Below are 21,459 nucleotides of genomic sequence, written 5' to 3'. Positions count from 1 at the left end.
TACAGCTTGTCCAGATTTTACATCTGGAACATGCTGAAATGACGACAAGCCCTCATTTAGAACCTTCCAGCGAAAATTTCACTAGTCCTGTGGAAGATAAATGTATCTGATTTCGGTAATTGTTGCATAAGTATAATTCTTGCATTGTATATCTATAATTTGAGCTTTTAGGAGGCGCTAAAATGTATTTGGTACTTATTGCATATATAATTCTTTGGGCAGCCATAATAAAAATTTATGGTTTTGATACATTATTTTTTATTGGAGGAATTCTCATATTAATTTCAACTATAATTGGTATTATTAGAACAAAAAAAGAAGAAGATATTTATGATATATACAATAAAAAGCATATTAGATGGAAGAAAAAAAGGAAATAAAAATAATACCAAAAATTGTTGATAATACCAGAAGGAATACAAATAGGCTAAATTTATATCTATATTTAGCAAAGGATATTTTAGCATAACTCATAATAAACATAAAATTAAAGAGGGGCCTGGTATATATGATTGAATATGACAGAAGGTATTTTGATAAAAGAGAAGAAAAAATTATTGATACTTTACTCCAGGTACTAGAACCTATGATTCCTAATGCTACAGTTGAATTATTTTATGAAAGTATTAGAATAGTACAAGCATATGAAGACGATAGATTAGTAGTTGGATTTAAAATTTTACATGAAGAAAAGAAAGTAGAACTCAATTGTATTATTATTCCTCTTAAAGTTAAACCTAAAGGAATAGGAGATATAATTATATCTGCATTTTTAGAAGTTGATAAAGAATTTGATTATAGTTTCTATATTACTAATATTGTTACACATAAATGGTATGAAAAGTTATTAAATAGTGGAGCAGAGGAATATGGGGAAAATGGTTTGTACATAGATTCTATAAAATGGAAACCAGTAGAGCAGAATTGGTTGAAATAAGTGAGAAATAAAACAGGTGAATGCATCACCTGTTTTATTATTTTGATAGGAATTATCTGTAAGAGTTAAATTACTAAATAAATTTAATGACTTTGATGAAACTCTCTAATAATATCTAAAAATGATTTCAAAATATTATCTATAAACAAATCCTTTCTGTATATTAAGTTAACTGTTTGCTTAGGTGGATAATCAGAAATTGGAATTGCCTTAAAACCAATTTGTTTTACAGAGCGTATATAGGAATCAGGCAATATGGTTATATTATCTGTGTTTTCTATTAGTCTAATACAAGAATCTAAGTTTATTGTTTGGATTCTAGGTTTACAAATATGATTAATCATACTAAAGGCTTTATCGATATTTATTCTTGAATTTGAAGTTTGGGTTAATAGAACTATGTTTTCTTGTGTTAAATCTTTTAAGGAAACAGAAGAATATTCTATGAGTCTTGAATTTAATGGTACAACAGCAAGATAAGATTCAATGTTTAAAAGTTCAGAATGAATAGCAGAGTCATCAGCAGAATAGTGGATTAAGCCTAAGTCAAGTTTGCCATTTTTAACATTTTCAACGATTGTAGAACCTCTATGTTCTTCCATTGTTATTAAAACATTGCTATGAATATTATTAAATCTTGAGCAGGGAACTAATAGTAGATGAGATCCAGAAGCACCTACACGAATTTGTTCTCTTAATTTTCCTGTGTAATTTTTTATATCACTTTCAGCTTGCTCAAGATCGAAAAAAATCTTATAAGCATGTGCTTTTAATATTTTTCCTGGTTCTGTTAAGACTGTTCTTTTTTGAACATAATCAAAAAGCTTAACATTTAGCATGTTTTCCAAAATTTTAATTTGGGTGCTTAAGGTAGGCTGAGAAATATTAAGGCGTTCAGCAGCTTTAGTATAATGAAGTTCTTCAGCAAGAACCAAGAAGTAGTTTAATAATCTTATCTCCAACATAATAGCATCTCCTTATATATAGTTATAAACTATGATCATCATATTAAATATAGTATTGATAGATAAATAATAAAACAATATAATGAATTTGTAAATGATATCAAGATAGAAAAGTAACTCAAGGAGGAAAATACTATGGATTACAAACGATTATCCACAGATATTATAAAAAATGTTGGTGGTAAAGAAAATGTTTTAACTTTAACTCATTGTGCTACCAGATTAAGATTTAATCTAAAAGATGATAGCAAAGCTAATACTGAAGTACTGAAAAGTACAAAAGGTATTATGGGAGTAGTAAATAAAGGAGGTCAATACCAAGTAATTATTGGTAGTGATGTTGCAAATGTATATGCAGAGATAAATAAAGTTGCTAGTTTTGATAATGATTCACAAAGTGATGATAAAAATGATAAAGGGCCTGTAGTTAGAGTACTTGATACAATAGCAGGTATTTTTACACCAATTATACCAGCTATCACTGGTGCTGGTATGTTAAAGGCTGTTTTGGCATTATTAGTTACTTTTAAAGTTATTGCTGCTAATTCACAAGTGTATGCTGTTTTAAATTTTATGGCAGATGCAGCTTTTTACTTTTTACCGTTTTTAATAGCAAATTCGGCTGCTAAGAAATTTAAATGTAATGCTTATATGGCAATGTCTATAGCAGCTGTTATTTTACATCCTAACTTTGCTGCTATGGTTGATGTAGCTAAAAAGGGTGGAACAGGAATTTACTTCTTTGGATTACCAATAACTTTAGCAAGTTATTCATCTTCTGTTATTCCAATTATCTTAGGTGTTTGGTTTATGTCCTTTGTAGAACCAATTGCAGATAAAGTTTCACCTAAACCAATTAAGTTTTTCACAAAACCACTATTAACCTTATTAATTACTGGACTAGCAACTTTGATTGTCCTTGGACCTCTTGGAATAGTCTGTGGTAATGGTATTTCAGCTGCAATAGCATTCCTAAATACATATGCTAGATGGTTAGTTCCACTTATAGTTGGTACTTTTTCACCACTTCTTGTAATGACTGGTATGCATTATGGATTAATTCCAATAGGAATAAACAACCTAGCTACAGCAGGTTTTGATACTGTTGTTGGACCTGGTATGCTTGGATCTAATATTGCACAAGGTGGAGCGGCACTTGCAGTAGCATTAAGAACTAAGAATAGTGAATTAAAACAATTAGCATCATCAGCAGGAATTACTGCAGTTTGTGGTATTACAGAACCAGCTATGTATGGTGTTACATTAAAATTAAAGCGTCCTTTAATTGCAGTTATGATTGGTGGAGGAGCATCAGGATTATTTTTAGGACTTTCTGGAGTTGGAAGATATACTTCTGGGTCACCAGGACTTTTAGCACTTCCGGGATATATTGGGACCGATGGATTTAGAAATATTATGTTTGCTTGCATTGGTGCAGCAATAGCTTTTGTTGTTTCGTTTGTTGCCACTCTTATCTTAGGTTTTGAAGATATTCCAGAAGCACAAATTGCTGATTCAAAAGCAGATGAAATAATTGAAACTGAAGTAGCTGTAACTGAAGAAAATGTAGTAAAAGATAGCATTATTTATTCACCAATTGAAGGTAAAGTAGTTCCTTTAAATGAAGTAAATGATCCTATGTTTTCAGAAAAAATGATGGGAAATGGAGTAGCTATAATTCCAAAGGAAGGCCGAGTTGTTTCACCTGTCAATGGAACAGTAAATGCCGTTTTTGATACAAAACATGCTATAGGAATTGTTTCAAATGAAGGAGCAGAAATTCTAATTCATATAGGATTAGATACAGTAAAATTAGGTGGAAAATTCTTTGATGCAAAGATAAAGGTTGGAGATTCTATAAACGTAGGCGATTTATTAGTTGAATTTGATATAGAAGAAATAAAGAAGGCTGGATATGATGTTATAACCCCAGTAATAATAACTAATACAGCAGCATATGCTGAAATTTCAATTGAAGCTAGTAAAGTATCTATAAAAGAAAAAGATCATTTAATGGATTTAATCCAATAATACTATAAAAGGCATAGTAATAGAAAATATGGGGTGAGGGATGAGAAATATTGATGTAAAACAATTATTTCATCCTTCATCTTTTATTAATCAAGCTTTTAGATATAACAATATTTGTAGAGAGATATATAGATATCCAAATTAATAATCAAACTTATAAATGTAATATATATGTGTTTAATTTCGGTAAGTTCCGCATATGTCTAATTCTTGCTTTGGATATCTATACAGTAAATAAAATAGTTTTTACACGAGAGGAGAAAATAATATGAATATAAATTTTCCAGAAGGATTTTTATGGGGCGGTGCAGTTGCGGCCAATCAATGTGAAGGAGCATATTTAGAGGATGGAAAGGGACTTAGTGTTCAAGATGTGCTTCCTAAGGGAATACATGGGGTAAGAACTGAAGAACCTACTGAGGATAATATGAAATTAGTGGGTATAGATTTTTATCATAGATATAAAGAAGATATAAAGCTTTTTGCAGAAATGGGTTTTAAAGTGTTTAGAACTTCCATTGCATGGTCAAGAATTTTCCCAAATGGTGATGAAAACGAACCTAACGAAAAAGGTTTGAAATTTTATGATGATTTATTCGATGAGTGTCATAAATATGGAATTGAACCACTTGTAACAATATCTCATTATGAAACACCACTTGAATTAACTAAAAGGTATGATGGGTGGAGAAGCCGTAAATTAATTGGCTATTTTGAGAATTATGTAAGGGTAATTTTTGAAAGATACAAAGATAAAGTAAAGTATTGGTTAACTTTTAATGAAATTAATTCAGTTATTCATGCACCATTTGCCAGTGGTGGAATCTTAACTCCAAAAGAGAAATTAACGTTAAGTGATCTATATCAAGCAGCTCATCATGAATTAGTGGCAAGTGCATTGGCAGTTAAAATTGGACATGAGCTTATGCCAAAGGCTAAAATTGGATGTATGATTTTAGGAATAACAACTTATCCTTTAACTCCAAATCCAGATGATGTTATTGCAACGATGATTAAGGATAGAGATACTTTATTTTTTGCAGATGTACATGCTAGAGGAAAATATCCAAGATATATGAATAGGTATTTTAAACAACACGATATACATATTAATATGGAACCAGAAGATGAAGAAATACTTAAAAATACTGTTGATTTTATATCTTTTAGTTATTATTCTAGTAATTGTGAAACTGTAAATCCAGATTTAGCCGAAAAAACTGGAGGTAACTTAAGTAGGGGATATAAAAATCCTTATATTAAGGCTTCAGAATGGGGATGGCCAATAGATCCTAAGGGCTTAAGATTTACATTAAATAAATTCTATGATAGATATGATTTACCATTATTTATTGTAGAAAATGGACTTGGGGCTGTAGATGAATTAGTTGATGATGGTAAAGGAAGCAAAACCGTAATTGATGATTACCGTATTGATTATTTAAGAAGTCATTTACTTGAAGTAGCAGAAGCAATTGAAGATGGAGTCGAATTGATGGGCTATACTTCATGGGGATGTATTGATGTTGTAAGTGCATCGACTTCAGAACTTAAAAAGCGTTATGGTTACATATATGTAGATCGTAATGATGATGGAAGTGGTACATTAAACAGATATAAGAAAAAGTCTTTTGATTGGTATAAGGAAGTCATTGCTACTAATGGAAATAGTCTTCTTAACAGTTAAGTAAATAAACAAAGGTGGAAAGAATAGAGTATAGATAGATTTTTGAGCAAAATTTATCTATACTCTATTCTTAGTTATTTATTAAATAGTTGTATTAAAAAAGATTGGCGAATTAGCTTAAAGTTTATTAGTATGATATACTAACCCTGTATACTTGTGAGAAGGTAGGAGATATTGTGAAATTATTAAAGCATATTAAAAAAATTCCAGCAGGAACAATGATTGTACCTCTATTCGTTTCTGCTATATTAAATACATTTTGTCCTTGGATTTTGAGAATAGGAAGTTATAGTCAAGCATTGCTTTCTGATGATGGCTTAAGAGTAGCTATGTTTTTGACTTTATTATTTACAGGAACACAAATAAAAATGAGTGATATACCAGAGGCTTTAAAACGTGGTGGAAGTCATGTGTTATTTAAATATTTGGCAGGAGCTGGTATTTACATTTGTATATTTCATTTCTTCGGCTATGGAGGAATTTTTGGTGTATGCAGTTTGGCAATTTTATGTGCATTAACAAATAACAATGGTAGCTTATATATGGGATTAATGGAAAGCTATGGTGATCATGCTGATCTTGTTGCAAGACCGATGTTTAACTTGAATTCAGGTCCGATGTTATCTTTGCTAACTATTGGGGTTTCTGGAGGAGGAGTAAGTTATCAAGAATATATAACAATTTTACTGCCATTATGTATTGGGATAACTTTAGCTAACCTTGACGATGAAATTAGAAGAGCCACAAAGAGTGGAAATGCATTAGTGCTTCCAATAATGGGCTTTATCTTAGGTGCAAATATTGACTTAGCTAAAATTATAGAAGGAGGCTTTGGTGGGATTTCCCTTTTTGTTATTGTGATGCTTGTTACTGGACCAGTAGCATTTATTGTAGATAGATTTTTGCTTAAAAGACCAGGGTATGGTGGAATAGCAACTGTATCTGTAGCAGGTAATACAATTGCAGTACCTGCAATGATAGCACAAATAGCTCCTGATTTTGCTCCTTATGTAAAATTAGCTACTATACAAATCTCATGTGCTGCTGTTTTGTCAGCAATATTATGTCCTTTTATAGTACAATGGTTTGCAAAAAAATTTGGATGCCCTAAATATGAAGAAAATTTTGGAATTAAATTGAATGGAATTACTGGATAAAAAATATATTTAAATATTTTGTAGTGTTACTGCATAGTTTAAGATATGAAATCATTTGAGGGGAAGAATAAAATGAAGGAATATATAATAGCTGTTGATGAACTTGATAATGAAATTGGTAAAATTGAAAAAATGGAGGCTCACCATAAAGGAGTATTGCATAGAGCATTTTCTATATTAGTATTTAATTCTAATAATCAATTATTATTACAAAAAAGAAACATAAAAAAGTATCATTCACCTGGACTATGGACTAATACGTGCTGTAGTCATCCTAGATATGGTGAGAAATTAGAAGATGCAATTTATAGAAGGCTTAAAGAGGAAATGGGTTTTACGTGTGAGCTTAAAGAAATTTTTAGTTTTATTTATAAGGTAGAACTTGAAAAAGATCTTTTTGAAAATGAATTCGATCATGTATTTATTGGGAAATACGATGGAGAAATAATTGCAAATGAGGATGAAGTTGATGCTTATAAATGGGCAGATATTAGTGAAATTAAAAATGATATTTCTAATAAACCAGAACTATATACGTATTGGTTTAAATGTTTAATGAATAAATTAGATAATACATTAAAGGATATTCTATAATAGTATGGATTTCAAATTATTTATTAGTTTTTAAAGCTCTATGATAAAATGATTGCTGTTTTATCATAGAGCTTTAAACTAATTATCTGGTAAATCTTCTTTTTCTTGTATGCCTGCAATAACATCTTTTAGAGTTACACTTTCAAGTTCTGCTTCCAAAGCATGTTGAGCTTTGAAAAAGATTGGTATTATTGTGCTTTGGATATTACGACCGACATAACAAGCGGGATTTGGTTGTTCGTGAACGCTAAATAATTCTTTTTCTTGTACAACATTAACTGCTTTATAAACATCCAATAATGTTATTTCTGAAAGCTCTTTTGCAAGTTCTGCTCCTGCAATGCCTGGTTTTACATTAACCAACCCGGCATTTTTTAGCATTCCTATAATTTTTCTTATTACTACTGGATTAGTATTAACACTGCCAGCAATATTTTCTGAAGAGAGCGCTTCATCTTTATACATTCCGATAAGTGTCAATATATGAATTCCAACGGAAAATCGGCTACTAATGGACATACTATGTCACCTTCCTTAATATACTTTTAGCATTAGTAAATAGCAAAATAATTATAAGTGTATTATAGCATAAAAATTTTGCTTGACAATTTGTTTGGCTGTAACTATAATGATTACAAGTAAACAAAGTAGTTACAAGTAGCAAAATAATTATAAAAATTTATTTATACAGGAGGAATTAAAATGAGAATAGGAATAATTGGAGCAAGCGGAAAAGCAGGTAGCCTTATATTAAAAGAAGCTGTTGAAAGAAGACATGAAGTAACAGCTATTGTTAGAAATAAAGCAAAAATTGAAAATAAAAGTGTTAAAATCATAGAAAAAGATGTATTTGATTTAAAATCAGAAGATGTAAAAGACTTTGATGTAGTTGTAAATGCATTTGGTGCTCCACCAGAAAAAAGCAATTTACATATTGAAGCAGGTAAAGTTGTATTTAAAGTGTTCAAGGGTGCTCCAAACACAAGACTAGTTTATGTAGGAGGAGCAGCAAGTTTATATGTTGATGAAGCAAAAACAGTAAAGCTTATTGAGACACCGGATTTCCCAGAAGCTTATAAACCAACTGCAAGTGCAATGCTAAAAAATTATGAGAATTTGGAAAAGGCAAATGGATTTCAATGGACATATATTTGCCCGGCAGGATTCTTTGATCCAAATGGAAAGAAAACAGGTTCTTATAAAATAAATAAAGATGTATTAGTATTGAATTCTAAAGGAGAAAGCTATATAAGTTATGCTGATTATGCAATTGCAATGTTAGATGAAATTGAAAATCCTAAGTTTAATAATGCAAAAGTTTCAGTTGTCGGGGAAAATTAATATAAAATAAAACTTTAATGCCAGCAAAAGCTTTTAAAATAATAAGAGTTTAGCTGGCATTAAAGTTCTTATATAATTAACTTTCGCAGATAAAAATCGGTGTGAAAGCATTTATTTTCAATAAATAAAACAAAAACCATTCCTTTTGGTATAATAGAATTGCGAAAACTTTAAATCAAAGGAAACAATAGGTTACTGTAAAAGAAATGTATGTAAAAATGTTTACTTATATTTACATAATATTTATTAGATGGCTTTAATAGAGATGGATAACGTTTTAAGCATTAATGGGAGTGGGAGAAATGGAGAATACTGATTTTAAATTTGTTTCAGAAGAAAAATGTAGAGAAATTCAAGCTAATTTAAAAGCTAAAATTGTTAAAAATAATACCTTTGAGTTAGAGGATATTCGTTATATCGCAGGAGTTGATTTGGCATATTGGAAAGATGCTGTAGAAAAAGCGGTTTGCTGCATAGTTGTACTGGATTACGCAACAGGAGAGATAGTAGAAGAAGTTAATTGTGTAGGAGAAATTAACTTCCCATATATTTCTGGTTATTTAGCCTTCAGAGAATTACCACTTGTTATGGAATGCAATGAAAAATTAAGTGTTAAACCTGACTTATACGTTTTTGATGGAAATGGATATTTGCATCCAAGACATATGGGGATAGCAACACATGCGTCTTTTTATTTAAATAAGCCAACGATTGGTGTTGCAAAAAATTATTATAAGATCGAAGATGTCGATTTTGTTATGCCAGAAAATGAACAAGGTGCATTTACAGATATCGTCATTGATGGTGAAGTTTATGGACGTGCATTAAGAACCTGCAAGGATGTAAAGCCAATTTTTATATCAATTGGTAATTACATAGATTTAGAAACAACAACTAGGATTATAAATAAATTAGTAAGAAAAGATAGCCATATACCAATACCTACGAGATATGCAGATATTGCAACACATAAAATGAGAAGTATATATAGATAAATATCTTTTAAAAATACCCAGTAATAGCCCTACTTTTATTAGGATTATTACTGGATATTTTTATGCATTTATAACAAGATTATTAATCAATAAATTCAACATCCGAAGAGTTTCTTTCAACTAGTCGTTTATATTTATATTTTGGATATCCAACCATAATAGCGCCAGTAATAACTTTGTCTTCAGGGATATTAAATAGAGAAATTAGTGGAGGATAGCTAGAAAATGCGCAAAATTCAAACAAGCCAGCCCAGCAGGAACCTAAGCCTATAGTAGTTGCATAGAGTTCAGCATAGGTGAGTTCTGAAATAGTGTTTTCTCGTCCATTCTTAAAGTTCTTTGGAGCAGTTGCAATTATTAGATGAGGGGCATTTCTTAAGATTGAGTCAATTCCATCTACTGTATAATTTTTTATATGCCTTGAGAAACTCCAATGAGGAGAAGGGGATTTTAATTGTTCTTCCATCCATTCAACTATAATTTTAGAAGCTTTTTCTAATATATTCTTATTTTCAACGATAATATAAGAAATACATTGACTGTTACTTGCAGTAGGTGCATAGTGTGCAATATTTACTAATTCTAATAATTTTTCCTTAGGTACAGAGATGTTTTTATAACCTCTTATTGAACGCCTTGATCTAAGAAAATATTCAGCAGTTTTTGAATTTATAACTGGAAAAGTCTCAATATCAGTTTGCTTTGATATTGGTGATTTTATATTATCAAGTGCCTCGTTTGGACATACAGCAACACATTGTCCACAAGCTATACAATTGTTATCATTTATGACCTTAGGTCCGGTTTTGTCCATTGATAAAACACTTGATGGGCATACATTTGTACAAAGCCCACATTTAATACATTTAGATTGGTTTACATTAATTAAATTCATTGAATTTCACTCCTAATTATTTAACAATATTTTTATCATATTCAAGATCTTGTGATATAATACAATTTATATGATTATATCAATATTAACAAGTACGCACTTTTTAGGAACGTGGTTACCATTTGTATACTATAGGGAGTGGTTAAACATATACGGGGGAATATAAATGATGGAATTTAAAGGTACTCAATATAATTGTTCTATGGAATTAACATTAGATATCATTGGAGGTAAATGGAAACCAATAATTATTTGGGAATTAGGGAAAAAAACTATGCGTTTTAATGAATTAAAAAGAAGGTTACCTAATATTACACAAAAAATGCTAACTCAACAGCTTAGAGCTTTAGAAGAAAGTAAGTTAATAAATAGAGTTATTTATAATCAGGTTCCTCCTAAGGTGGAATATTCACTTACAGATTATGGATTGAGCCTTCTACCCGTTTTAACAGATTTGTGTGAATGGGCAATTAATTATACTAACTTAATTACATGTAAATCTGAAATATAATAATCGTCTTAAAAAACATTGTATCTATAGTTTAAAATAAAATAGTTTAATATAATTCTAAAAGTGCCAACTAAGGGAGTTGGCGCTTTTTTTATAGAAGCATTTTTATGGGAAAATAAGAAATGTAGATATGGTCAATATATTGACTATATAAGATTTTGGTATTATAATCAAATAGTCAATATATTGTCAAAAACTTACGAACGTGGTAAGTCATCCTGTGAAATAAAGTCTTTTACTTAAAAAATAATTTTGCGAGGAGAATATATTATGAAAATAGAAATATCAAATATAGAAGCACTTATAACTGAAAAAATAGACATAAAGGTATTAGAGTTAATGCCTAATAGTAAAGTGAAAATTACTTTGAAGGCAGAATTGCCATGGTGCTCAGGAGAGGAATATTCCTCTTATGGTGTATTTATATCCAATGAAAAAGGAGAAGTGGATTTAGATTTAATTGAACCTATAGAAGGCACTTATAAAGCTAAAGATAGTATGGGCTTGATTTATTCATTGAAAAAAACAAGAACTGTAGGAAAAAATATTGCTGAAAATATCTCTATTGATAAACCAATGATAATGCATATGATATTTGAAACTTCTGATGAAAAAAAGGAACTTGAATTAAAGAGGATTTTTAAAACAGATGATGTTATTGTTAAGAATATATGTGAAGAAGAGTTTAATGGAGAATTATTTTATAAAGAAAATTCTAATAATAAATTAATCTTGATGCTAGGTGGATCAGATGGAAATATGAATGCAATAAAACTTATGGCAGCACCACTTGCAACGAGAGGAATTAATGTTCTTATGGTTCCTTATTTTGCTACAGAAGGATTACCAAAGAAGTTAGAAGAAGTGCCATTAGAATATTTTAAAAAAATATTTAAATGGATTGAAAGTAATAAAATTGTAAGTTCAAAAGAGATATTTATACATGGAACCTCTAAAGGTGGAGAATTAGCATTATTGCTTGCATCAAGATACAAGCAAATAAAAAAAGTGGTTGCAGTAGAACCTCATGCATATTGCTTTCAAGCACTAAATGGAATGAATTGTGAAAAGATGGTTTCCTCATGGTCATTTAAGCATAAATCAATTCCGTTTATAGAAATTGATAATAATATTTTTTTGGAAGATCAAAAGAAGGCTATAGAAAATGGAGTGGCCTTTGGATTTGCTAGTTCCTATAAAAAAAGCATTGAAAAAGCAACAAATAAAGAGGAAGCAAGAATAAAAATAGAGAATTCAGAAGCTGATCTCCTTTTGATCGCAGGAAAAGAAGATAATATATGGAATAGTTATGATGGTTGTTTGGTTATACAAGATAATCTAAAAAAGAATAACTACAAACATAAAGTAGAACTGTTAACATGTGATGGAATGGGACATCCAATGCCAGTTCCGTATATTATTCCAATAAGTGAAACATTAGCTATGAACATGATGGGAGGAGTATTTTCTTCAGGAGGAACTATAGAAGGTAATGCAGAAGGTCAGTATAAATCCTGGCAAAGAACAATTGAATTTTTTATGGAGCCGTAATTATACTACAAGGATTTTTGTGTTATTGATATTTCCTGAGTAAAGTTATATAATCTATAGACAATGTATTGACTAAAACCATTGTCTATAGATTATAATTTATGCTTTACAAAGGAGATTCACAGAATGGATTATGAAAAAGAATTTTATTTATTACACATAATGCAACAAGCATTTTCAAGTCTTTTTTCAGTTTCAAATAAACTTCAAATTTTAGGGGATCAATATTGTGCTCCATTAACATCAAGGCAGTATATGACAATGCTTGCAGTACTTCATTTGCCTAAAGATGAAACTACTCTAATAAACGTGGCTAAAAAGCTCGGAACTACTAAACAAAATGTAACTCAATTAATTAAAAGTCTTCAAAAGAAAAGCTTTATAACTATTATGCCAAGCAAAAAAGATAAAAGAGCGGTTAACATTTGTTTAACTGAACAAGGCATTGAGGCTATGATTAAATGTGGAAAAGATGCTGGAGTTAATTTCATGGTAGAAATTTTTAAAGATTTTACTAGGGAAGAAATAGAAACTCTTTGGAAGTTATTGATTAAATTATATAGTTTTGATGGTGTTGAAATGGATGGATTTGAAGAAAATGTTCAAATTCCTAATGTTGATTTGGAAGACGATTTAAAATTAATATTAGCTAACTTTTCTGAAATGAGAAATTCAAGATAATTATTTTGAAAATTTCTTGATTATAAAAAGATTTTCTAGATAAGTTCGCGTGTAAAAAAGACTAATGCTCTTGCAATAAAGAAGGAGAATTTGAGTTATGAAAAATAAAAATTGCAGAGTAATTTATTTTGAGGAATATATACACATTAATGGCATAAACCAATATTTATTTCATGCTGGTAAAAAAGCTGATAATCAAGTGATGTTATTTTTACACGGAGGACCAGGTTTTGCAGAATCTTCACTTTCACATATGTTTCAAGAAAAGTGGGAAGAAATCTTTACAGTGGTACATTGGGATCAATGTGGCGCTGGAAAAACTTTAATTAAGAATCCAGATAAATATCCAACGATGGATTTATTGTTAAAGGATTTATTTGAAATAATTCAATATTTAAAGAAAAAATATAATAAAGAAAAAATTATATTAATGGGGCATTCATGGGGAACTATTCTAGGAAGTGTATTTATTAAAAAATATCCAGAAGAAGTTGCTTACTATATTGGGGTTGGTCAGGTTATAAATATGTTTGATAATGAGCGTTTGGGTTATGAAAAGGTTAGAGAATTGGCGTTCCAGGCTAATGATAAAAAATCATTAAAAATACTTGAAGGCTTAGGTGATTATCCAGTTGGATTATCTGGTATTGAATTTAAGAAGAAATCTGAAAAATTACGTGAAATTCAGGGAAAATATAATCTAGCAGTTAACTTCAATTTATCTGCAGTCATTGAATTAATTAGAAGTCCAATATTTAAGTTAGCAGATATTTTTTCATTACTAAAAATAGATAAGGTCAATAAAGAAATAATAGAATATTGGAGAAAATTTGATATAAGATCTGAATCGGCAGAGTACAAAGTACCAATTTATTATATTTTAGGAGAAAATGATTGGCAAACTCCACATGTTCTTGCAGAAAAATATTTTGAAAGTATTAATGCACCAGATAAGAAATTGTATGTAATACCTAATGTAGGTCATATGACCATGTTAGATCAACCTAAGTTGTTTTTTGAATCATTGTTAGAGATAAATCTGAACAATTAAAAATTTTAATTTCATTTTCAAGGTATCATCATATATGGCAGTTTATTTTTACAGCAATTCCAATTATTTATCCAAGCTGGTGGTATGGATATGGTGGATGTTCAAGTGATGGATATAATATAATAAATATTATGAAAGATAAATGATTTATATCTTAAATAAAAAGTAAGATAATACCACTAAACAGTTAATGTTTGCTAAGAGTGGCTCTTTTAACTATTTTTATAGAAAAGTATAATAAAAAGTAAATCAGTATATAGTCTTCACTTAACTGACTAGGATCTTATTTTACGAGGAGTCACAATTATGAATAATTATATTATAGAAGAAAGTAATGAAAATGAAGCAGAATTAGTTGTAGAAAATTTGGTGAATTATAATTTATCTAAAGTTCCTCAAACTCAGCAGCAAGCTTTTGTATGCATAAATAGAATTATCAAGAATAATGATAGTGAAATTATTGCAGGAATAAATAGCAAAATGTATTGCTGGAATTGCCTCTATATAGATTCTTTGTGGGTTGACGAAACTTTTAGGAAAGAGGGAATTGGTGCTAGACTTTTAAATGAAGTCGAGCAAATAGCAATAGGTCAAGGATGCAAGTTAATTCATTTGGACACATTTGATTTTCAAGCTAAAGATTTCTATCTAAAGCAAGGATATGAAGTTTTCGGAGTATTAAATGAATGTCCTTATAATCATAAACGATATTATATGAAAAAGAATATAAAATGATAGAATTAAAATTAATAGAGGTATTAAAAGTATGGAATATGATTGTTGTTTTACAAGAGAAAATAAATGGTTTCGATATCGTGCTGCAGCAATAATAATTGAAAATGGGTATGTTTTATTTGCGGGTAATGAAAGAGAGAGCTATTATTATTCTATTGGTGGCGGAGTTCATATAGGAGAATCTGCAGAAGAAGCTGTAAAGCGAGAAGTGTTTGAAGAGACTGGGATTCAATATGAAATTGAAAGATTAGCTTTCATCCATGAAAATTTCTTTATTGGTGATGGTAGCTTATCAGGAAAAACGTGTCATGAGATAGCTTTCTATTACCTTATGAAATCAAGAGGAACACGTGAATTAAATAGTGATAGCTATACTCAAGGTGTTAAAGAAAATATGTACTGGCTACCTATCAAAGATTTGGAGAATTATAGAGCATATCCTGTGTTTTTTAGAGAAAAATTAAAAAATATTAAAAGTGAAATAGAACATATCGTTACTTATGAGTATTAAAAAATTAGAATATTATAAAATTGAAGATAACTTAAACTTTTTCAATATAAATAAAAGTAGCATTATACAGCTATACTATATAATGCTGCGTTTATATTAGAATAAATATTTATGATTAGATACATATAAGTTAGAGAATGGTTTGAGTGTAAATCTATGTTTATTTTGCCTCTTTTAATATTTCTATTCCTAATTTAGATTTCTTTTGAATTTCTTCGATAATAGTATCTATGTACGTAAAAATTTCTTTTGATAATTTTTCAGCTTGAGAATATAAGTCAGTAGCATGTTCTTTGTCATGTCTTTTTATAGCATCAATAACTTTAGTCCCAGTGTTATGTAATTCATGATGTATATTATCAATAGCCACCCAATATGGTGCAACATCTGGGTGAGAAATATTAATAGAATTATAGAAATGGCCAAAAGCACATTTTTTTGAATTTGTTTGTATTGGATAAATTTTCATCTCGGCTAAGATTTTTCCTAAATTCCCCATCCATTTGTTATGAGCTTCTTTTGCTTTTACTAAAGCATTTACAAGTTCATTGTTTGAGAGCGCATTTATTCCACAGTTTAAGGAGGATATCATTTCTTTAACTATTTCGCTTAGTTCAGTATCAATCATTGATATTTGTTTAGCATTTTCAGCACTTTCAACGGCATCAGTATGAATTTCTTGTGTCATATAATTTAATCTTTCTGCATCTTTAGCTGAAGAGTCCATTGCAACATTTATTTGTTTAGTTGCCTCTCGTATTTCTTCCATAGATTCTGACAACTGATGAACATCATTAATTGTTTCTTTTAATAGTGATACATTTTCAATAATGGTATCATTAATTCCATCTAATTTTGAATTCATGTTCATAGTAGAAGTAATTGTATGCTCCATACTATCTCTACCATTTGTAGCTGCAACGTGTATATTGTTAACAAAAATTCTCATATCGCTTAAATTTGTTTTTGTATTATCTGCAAGTTTTCCAATTTCCTCAGCAACAACAGCAAAACCCTTTCCAGCTTCTCCAGCACGTGCAGCTTCAATTGATGCATTTAAAGCTAGGAGGTTTGTTTGTTCTGCTATTTCTTCTACACCATCAACTATTTCATTAACTTTTGCTACCATTTGAACTAAATTTTTAATCTGTTCACTTAAATTATTCATATCTTCAACAACATTTTCTTTTAAGATTTTAATTTCCTTTAGTTCATGCATACCTTCATCATTTTTTTCGACTAAAGCCTTTGAAGATTCTGATAACTGATTCATTGTATCTGATGTAATATTGATAGAATTATTAACTTGATTCATATTTGCTGTGATTTCTTCAACTACTGCAAGATTAGATTCACTCACAATAGACATATCTTTTGCAAAGTCAATTAACTTATTAGAAGAGTAGCTTGTTTTGACGTCAAAGTCGCTTAGTGAAGAAGTATGTTCTAACATTTTCTTAGCACTAACTGACATTTTCTTCTCTCCATCTAAAAGTCTATCAAAATGAGAAAAAATAGTCTTATGAATTGGATAATCTATTATTGGTTTATCACTATCCTTACCACTTAATCTATCTTCAACATTTTTAATAATACATTCTGCTTCATGACATGGTGCTTTTCTAAGTAACATATTATTTTCCCCTCCCTATTTTTATAATGTATATATATACTATTTTATCATAATTTTACGTTTACACACAGCTATGGAGGAGTATAAATTGTTAAATTGATGTAAGATAAAAACATGTTAAATGTAATGTTAACTTGACATTAAAATTTAAGTTGAATATAATTTGTGTAATGTAAACATTACAGGAGTGATTGTTAATGAAAAATAAATTAAAAGAATATCGTGAAGCTGTTGGATTAACACAGGAACAGTTGGGAGAACTTGTAGGAGTATCGAGACAAGCAATAAATTCTATTGAAACAGAAAAATATGAACCATCTATATGGTTAGCTTACGACATTTCACGAGTGTTTCACTGCTCAATAGAAGAGGTGTTTCTTTTTGAACAAAGTGAAAGAAAATCAAGAGCAGAGTTAAGCAGGAGGGCAATATAAATGGCATTAAGGCAAATTAGACTTTTTGGTGATGAAGTATTAAGAAAGAAAAGCAGAGAAGTTGAGGTGGTAGATGAAAAGATAAGACAGCTTCTAAATGATATGGCTGAAACTATGTATAATGAAGAAAATGGTGGGGGATTAGCAGCACCACAAATAGGTATACTAAAAAGATTAGTTGTTATAGATATGGGAGAAGGACTAATAAAATTAGTTAATCCCAAGATAATTAGTAAGGAAGGGAGTCAAGAAGTTATTGAGGGATGTTTGAGTAATCCTAATGTATTTGGAAAATTATTAAGACCAAAAACAGTAAAAGTACAGGCGCTTAATGAAAAAGGTGAAGAAATAACATTAACTGGTACAGGAGATTTAGCAAAATGTTTTTGCCATGAAATAGATCATTTAGATGGTATTCTTTTTACAGATTTTGTTACTGAATATTTAAAATTTTAATTATTATAATGAGGAGCCCCAGAACTAGGCAGAAGAGGGGCTCCTTTTTTATTATGTGAGTTAAAAATACTTTTAATCTTAATAATTTATATTAAAATAATCAATAAGAGTTAGAAATATAACTATTTACTAGATTGATAAAGTCATTAAGTAAAGGATTTATTTGTGAATTTTTATTGGCTATAAATTTAACTTCTAATTCAGAAAATTCATCTTTCAAATCATAAATAAAGAATTTATTATTGTTAGGCAAAATACTTTTAGGTAAAAGAGATATGCCAAGTCCGTCAGTTATACCTCTAAGAATAGATTCTAATGAATCAAATTCAATAATATGGGCTGGTTTAGAATTATTATAAAGTAACCATTTTTGTAGGAGCTTGCGATAAGGGCAATTTTTATCTGAATTTATTATTATTGGAGACGTTAAATGATTTACATTAGTAATGGGTACAGAAGATACTAGTGCAAGCTTTTCTTTGAAAGTAAAAATTTTTTTTACTTTGGATGGTGAGATTTCACCAGATAAAAAAGCTCCATCTAACTCAGCTTTTTGGATCATATCAACTAGATTTTTTTGAGTTTCTGTTTTCAAAGTTAGAGAAATTTCTGGATTTTTCTCATAAAATAAAGAAAAGATTTTAGGTAATATAGATGCAGAAATAGTCTGAGTAGCGCCTATTTTTATATTAGAAATAATTTTAGTAGGAATAAATTCTTCATTAACTTCATCTATTAATTCTAGAATTTTATCTGCATATTTAAGCAGTTTCTCTCCATTAGATGTAATTATAGTACCTTTATTATTTCTAATGAACAAAGTAGTGTTCAAGTTATTTTCAAGCAATTTAATTCTCATAGTAATATTTGATTGAGCATAACCAAGTTTTAAAGCAGCTTTTGATATGGATTTCTCATAAGCAACTGTCTGAAATATTCTTAAATCATTAATTTCCATAATACAGAAACCTTTCATTATAATTAATTTATATTTGCTATCATTATTAGTGATATTAAAGATTATTTATAAGTATTATACAATTTTTATATGGGGAGTTAAACTGTAATTGTAAAGAAAAATAAATGAATTGAGAATAAAATAGAGAGTAAAAAGGAGGCTGAAATCCAATGATAGCAACTCAATATAAGATTGGATTACCTAGTGATTATAATATGAGAATAATAAGGGATAGAGTGAAAAATAATGGGTATAAAACAGATGGTTTTGAGGATTTAAAATTTAAACTTTATCTAACAACAGAAAAAGGAAAAAATAATAATTTGCAAAATAGCTACTGTCCTTTATATATATGGAAAGATAGTAATGGATTAAATAAGTTTTTGTTTAGTGGTTTTTATGATAAAATAATATCTTCATTTGGATGGCAGAAAGTAAATGTAGGAATACCATTAATTGATACTACAACATTTAGAATTAAAGATTGTAAATATTTATTTGAAATAATTAGAGAAATAAAGCCACAAGAAAGTCTTAATAATTTTAAAGATAAAATAATGGAGCATATACCAAACATTGAGGAAACAGAATTTGTGGTTATTTATAATCCTGATAAGTGGAAATACCATGTATTTTTCTTTATTGACGATTTAAGTAAGATAAAAGCACTAGATGGAACTATTTATGATATACTACACATATCACAAGAATGACTAAATAAATATTGATACTTGTTGGTTAAAGATTGCGCAACTTATCTGTGCATATATTAATATTTTATTTAATAAAAACTGAGTTTGTTTTTTCTCATACTAACATTCAATACTAGACCTAGAGACATAAAATTTACAAGGATTGAACTTCCACCATAACTCATAAATGGAAGTGTAATACCTGCAACAGGCATAATTCCAATAGTCATACCAATATTTTGAAATATTGAAAATAGGAAACCAGAAGCTGTACCAACACAAATAAGACGACCAAGAATATCTTTAGCTTCTTTTGCTAATTTAATCATTTTATAAATTAATATACTGTATAAGGCTATTAGAAAAATAGCACCTATTAGCCCCCATTCTTCTCCAACTACAGCAAATATAAAGTCAGTATGAACCTCGGGGATAAAGCCACTAGAAGCACGAACTCCCTTTAGAAAGCCAGCACCCAATAATCCACCAGAACCTATGCCAATTATGGATTGCATCAATTGAAAACCTGAATCTTGTTGATAGGATTCTGGATTTAAAAATACAAGTATTCTTTGCTTTTGATATGCTTTTAAGATATTACTAAACCATATTATAAGACTTAGTGGAATTACAGCTGCAAAACCAATAGCAAGAATTTTTAGATCTAAATCAGAAATAAAATATATTCCTAGTGTAATAAAAAAGCAAATAAGAGTCATCCCTAAATTTGGTTGAATAAGTATTAAAAACATCGGAATAAAAGCATAGAAAGATAAAATAACAAAGTTTTTAGGTTTATTTATATTTCCCTCCATGTCATCTAATTTTTTTGCTAATATTAAAATTAGTCCAAATTTTACAAATTCACCTGGTTCTATTGCTCTATTTCCAATTCTTATCCATGATGAAGCACCTTTTACTGCTTTGCTAGTAACATCGTTATATAATAGCAGAGCTATCCCGGACCAATAAATTATGCTTGAATATTTTCCTAGAGTATTATAGTCAAATATTAGAATGAAATATACTACTACTAGTCCAAGAATTAACCAAAATATTTGAAGCTCACCATAATGTGTACCAGAAACTGAATATGTTACACTATAAATATTTATGATTCCAAAAATAGTAATGAGAATAGCTGTTACGAGCATGGTTATATCTAATTGTTTTAAAAGTTTTTTGTTAATTAAAAACTTATTCATTTGAATCTCCTTGTTAAAAAATGTAATACTAATATCTAGATTAATTATGTATTAGTTTATAAAAATAAACAATTATTAACAATAAATCTTAATTTTAATTTAATATATATGTAAAATTAAGAGTGTTTCTTAATAATTTAGAAATATTTAGATATAGGTTGTTGTTTTATATTTATTGATGACTTAGGTAAGATAAAACATTAGATGGACTATCTGCGAGATACTTCAGATATGGCAAGATTTATTAAATAAATATTGATACAGTCTAGTAAATTAGTATGCAAAAAACACCGAATTTCTTTTGCGAAATTCGGTGTCTTATTAAGCATCTATTTTGTTATAGATATCCAATTTAATAATCAAACTTATAAATGGAATATGCATACACTCTTGAGAAATTATAATCGTAACCCTACACTAGAAATACGATACATTTTTC

23 protein-coding genes are annotated in these 21,459 nt (G+C 29.1%); 17 read left to right on the top strand and 6 right to left on the bottom strand.

What is annotated here, in order from left to right:
• Window positions 1-182 precede the first annotated feature (182 nt).
• The gene (locus L3B98_RS16860) at window positions 183-380 is read left to right on the top strand and encodes a hypothetical protein (RefSeq protein ID WP_015393883.1); all 198 of its coding nucleotides are present in this window, start codon (window positions 183-185) and stop codon (window positions 378-380) included.
• Between the two features lie 128 nt (window positions 381-508).
• Complete coding sequence (locus tag L3B98_RS16855) at window positions 509-937, top strand: hypothetical protein (RefSeq protein WP_238917608.1); 429 nt, start codon at window positions 509-511, stop codon at window positions 935-937.
• An 83-nt stretch (window positions 938-1,020) separates the two neighbouring features.
• Here the strand turns inward: L3B98_RS16855 and L3B98_RS16850 are convergent, their stop codons facing one another.
• The gene (locus tag L3B98_RS16850; protein WP_015393881.1) at window positions 1,021-1,902 is read right to left on the bottom strand and encodes a LysR family transcriptional regulator; all 882 of its coding nucleotides are present in this window, start codon (window positions 1,900-1,902) and stop codon (window positions 1,021-1,023) included.
• A gap of 135 nt (window positions 1,903-2,037) precedes the next feature.
• On the opposite strand from L3B98_RS16850, the gene L3B98_RS16845 reads away from it, so the two are divergent.
• The 4 genes from L3B98_RS16845 to idi all read left to right on the top strand — a co-directional run bounded on the left by L3B98_RS16845 (window position 2,038) and on the right by idi (window position 7,371).
• On the top strand, window positions 2,038-3,933 hold the full coding sequence (locus L3B98_RS16845; protein ID WP_238917607.1) for a beta-glucoside-specific PTS transporter subunit IIABC: 1,896 nt from the start codon (window positions 2,038-2,040) through the stop codon (window positions 3,931-3,933).
• Between the two features lie 268 nt (window positions 3,934-4,201).
• Entirely contained in the window at window positions 4,202-5,620 is a 1,419-nt protein-coding gene (locus tag L3B98_RS16840; RefSeq protein ID WP_238917606.1) for a 6-phospho-beta-glucosidase, read from the top strand.
• Between the two features lie 176 nt (window positions 5,621-5,796).
• A complete protein-coding gene (locus L3B98_RS16835) occupies window positions 5,797-6,777 on the top strand; it encodes a 2-keto-3-deoxygluconate permease (protein WP_238917605.1) in 981 nt (326 codons plus the stop codon).
• 72 nt (window positions 6,778-6,849) lie between these two features.
• Window positions 6,850-7,371, top strand: coding sequence for an isopentenyl-diphosphate Delta-isomerase (idi, locus tag L3B98_RS16830; protein ID WP_238917604.1), 522 nt, complete (start codon window positions 6,850-6,852; stop codon window positions 7,369-7,371).
• Window positions 7,372-7,449: 78 nt separating this feature from the next.
• Here idi and L3B98_RS16825 read toward each other — a convergent pair whose 3' ends face one another.
• A complete protein-coding gene (locus L3B98_RS16825) occupies window positions 7,450-7,890 on the bottom strand; it encodes an Rrf2 family transcriptional regulator (RefSeq protein ID WP_238917603.1) in 441 nt (146 codons plus the stop codon).
• A 183-nt stretch (window positions 7,891-8,073) separates the two neighbouring features.
• Here L3B98_RS16825 and L3B98_RS16820 point away from each other — a divergent pair, with 183 nt between their 5' ends.
• Together L3B98_RS16820 and L3B98_RS16815 are read left to right on the top strand one after the other, a co-directional pair.
• Window positions 8,074-8,712: an NAD(P)-dependent oxidoreductase gene (locus L3B98_RS16820; RefSeq protein WP_238917602.1), complete on the top strand. Its 639-nt coding sequence runs from the start codon at window positions 8,074-8,076 to the stop codon at window positions 8,710-8,712.
• A gap of 302 nt (window positions 8,713-9,014) precedes the next feature.
• Window positions 9,015-9,707 carry an endonuclease V gene (locus L3B98_RS16815; RefSeq protein ID WP_238917601.1) on the top strand — a complete coding sequence of 231 codons (693 nt, stop codon included), beginning with the start codon at window positions 9,015-9,017 and terminating at the stop codon, window positions 9,705-9,707.
• 82 nt (window positions 9,708-9,789) lie between these two features.
• On the opposite strand, the gene L3B98_RS16810 is transcribed toward L3B98_RS16815, so the two are convergent.
• On the bottom strand, window positions 9,790-10,602 hold the full coding sequence (locus tag L3B98_RS16810; RefSeq protein WP_238917600.1) for a nitroreductase family protein: 813 nt from the start codon (window positions 10,600-10,602) through the stop codon (window positions 9,790-9,792).
• A gap of 166 nt (window positions 10,603-10,768) precedes the next feature.
• On the opposite strand from L3B98_RS16810, the gene L3B98_RS16805 reads away from it, so the two are divergent.
• From L3B98_RS16805 to L3B98_RS16780, 6 genes are all read left to right on the top strand, one after another.
• Complete coding sequence (locus L3B98_RS16805; protein ID WP_238917599.1) at window positions 10,769-11,113, top strand: helix-turn-helix domain-containing protein; 345 nt, start codon at window positions 10,769-10,771, stop codon at window positions 11,111-11,113.
• Window positions 11,114-11,383: 270 nt separating this feature from the next.
• Complete coding sequence (locus L3B98_RS16800) at window positions 11,384-12,664, top strand: acyl-CoA thioesterase/bile acid-CoA:amino acid N-acyltransferase family protein (protein WP_238917598.1); 1,281 nt, start codon at window positions 11,384-11,386, stop codon at window positions 12,662-12,664.
• A gap of 126 nt (window positions 12,665-12,790) precedes the next feature.
• A complete protein-coding gene (locus L3B98_RS16795) occupies window positions 12,791-13,345 on the top strand; it encodes a MarR family transcriptional regulator (protein WP_238917597.1) in 555 nt (184 codons plus the stop codon).
• A 97-nt stretch (window positions 13,346-13,442) separates the two neighbouring features.
• The gene (locus L3B98_RS16790) at window positions 13,443-14,396 is read left to right on the top strand and encodes an alpha/beta hydrolase (protein ID WP_238917596.1); all 954 of its coding nucleotides are present in this window, start codon (window positions 13,443-13,445) and stop codon (window positions 14,394-14,396) included.
• 306 nt (window positions 14,397-14,702) lie between these two features.
• Window positions 14,703-15,131, top strand: a complete 429-nt coding sequence (locus tag L3B98_RS16785) for a GNAT family N-acetyltransferase (RefSeq protein ID WP_238917595.1) — start codon at window positions 14,703-14,705, stop codon at window positions 15,129-15,131.
• Window positions 15,132-15,162: 31 nt separating this feature from the next.
• Window positions 15,163-15,642: an NUDIX domain-containing protein gene (locus L3B98_RS16780; protein WP_238917594.1), complete on the top strand. Its 480-nt coding sequence runs from the start codon at window positions 15,163-15,165 to the stop codon at window positions 15,640-15,642.
• Window positions 15,643-15,802: 160 nt separating this feature from the next.
• On the opposite strand, the gene L3B98_RS16775 is transcribed toward L3B98_RS16780, so the two are convergent.
• On the bottom strand, window positions 15,803-17,275 hold the full coding sequence (locus tag L3B98_RS16775; protein WP_238917593.1) for a methyl-accepting chemotaxis protein: 1,473 nt from the start codon (window positions 17,273-17,275) through the stop codon (window positions 15,803-15,805).
• Window positions 17,276-17,472: 197 nt separating this feature from the next.
• On the opposite strand from L3B98_RS16775, the gene L3B98_RS16770 reads away from it, so the two are divergent.
• The gene (locus L3B98_RS16770; RefSeq protein ID WP_015393867.1) at window positions 17,473-17,709 is read left to right on the top strand and encodes a helix-turn-helix transcriptional regulator; all 237 of its coding nucleotides are present in this window, start codon (window positions 17,473-17,475) and stop codon (window positions 17,707-17,709) included.
• Entirely contained in the window at window positions 17,710-18,165 is a 456-nt protein-coding gene (gene def, locus L3B98_RS16765) for a peptide deformylase (RefSeq protein WP_238917592.1), read from the top strand. It begins immediately after the preceding gene.
• A gap of 100 nt (window positions 18,166-18,265) precedes the next feature.
• Here the strand turns inward: def and L3B98_RS16760 are convergent, their stop codons facing one another.
• Window positions 18,266-19,123 carry a LysR family transcriptional regulator gene (locus L3B98_RS16760; protein WP_238917591.1) on the bottom strand — a complete coding sequence of 286 codons (858 nt, stop codon included), beginning with the start codon at window positions 19,121-19,123 and terminating at the stop codon, window positions 18,266-18,268.
• Window positions 19,124-19,293: 170 nt separating this feature from the next.
• On the opposite strand from L3B98_RS16760, the gene L3B98_RS16755 reads away from it, so the two are divergent.
• Window positions 19,294-19,836: a DUF4865 family protein gene (locus L3B98_RS16755; RefSeq protein WP_238917590.1), complete on the top strand. Its 543-nt coding sequence runs from the start codon at window positions 19,294-19,296 to the stop codon at window positions 19,834-19,836.
• A gap of 68 nt (window positions 19,837-19,904) precedes the next feature.
• Here the strand turns inward: L3B98_RS16755 and rodA are convergent, their stop codons facing one another.
• Window positions 19,905-21,020: a rod shape-determining protein RodA gene (rodA, locus tag L3B98_RS16750; protein ID WP_238917589.1), complete on the bottom strand. Its 1,116-nt coding sequence runs from the start codon at window positions 21,018-21,020 to the stop codon at window positions 19,905-19,907.
• Between the last annotated feature and the right edge of the window lie 439 nt (window positions 21,021-21,459).

Source organism: Clostridium sp. YIM B02555 (genome assembly GCF_022320955.1).
GTDB lineage: Bacteria > Bacillota > Clostridia > Clostridiales > Clostridiaceae > Clostridium > Clostridium saccharoperbutylacetonicum.
Note: the sequence above shows the minus strand (reverse complement) of the source record. Positions and strands in the feature narration are given on the sequence as shown.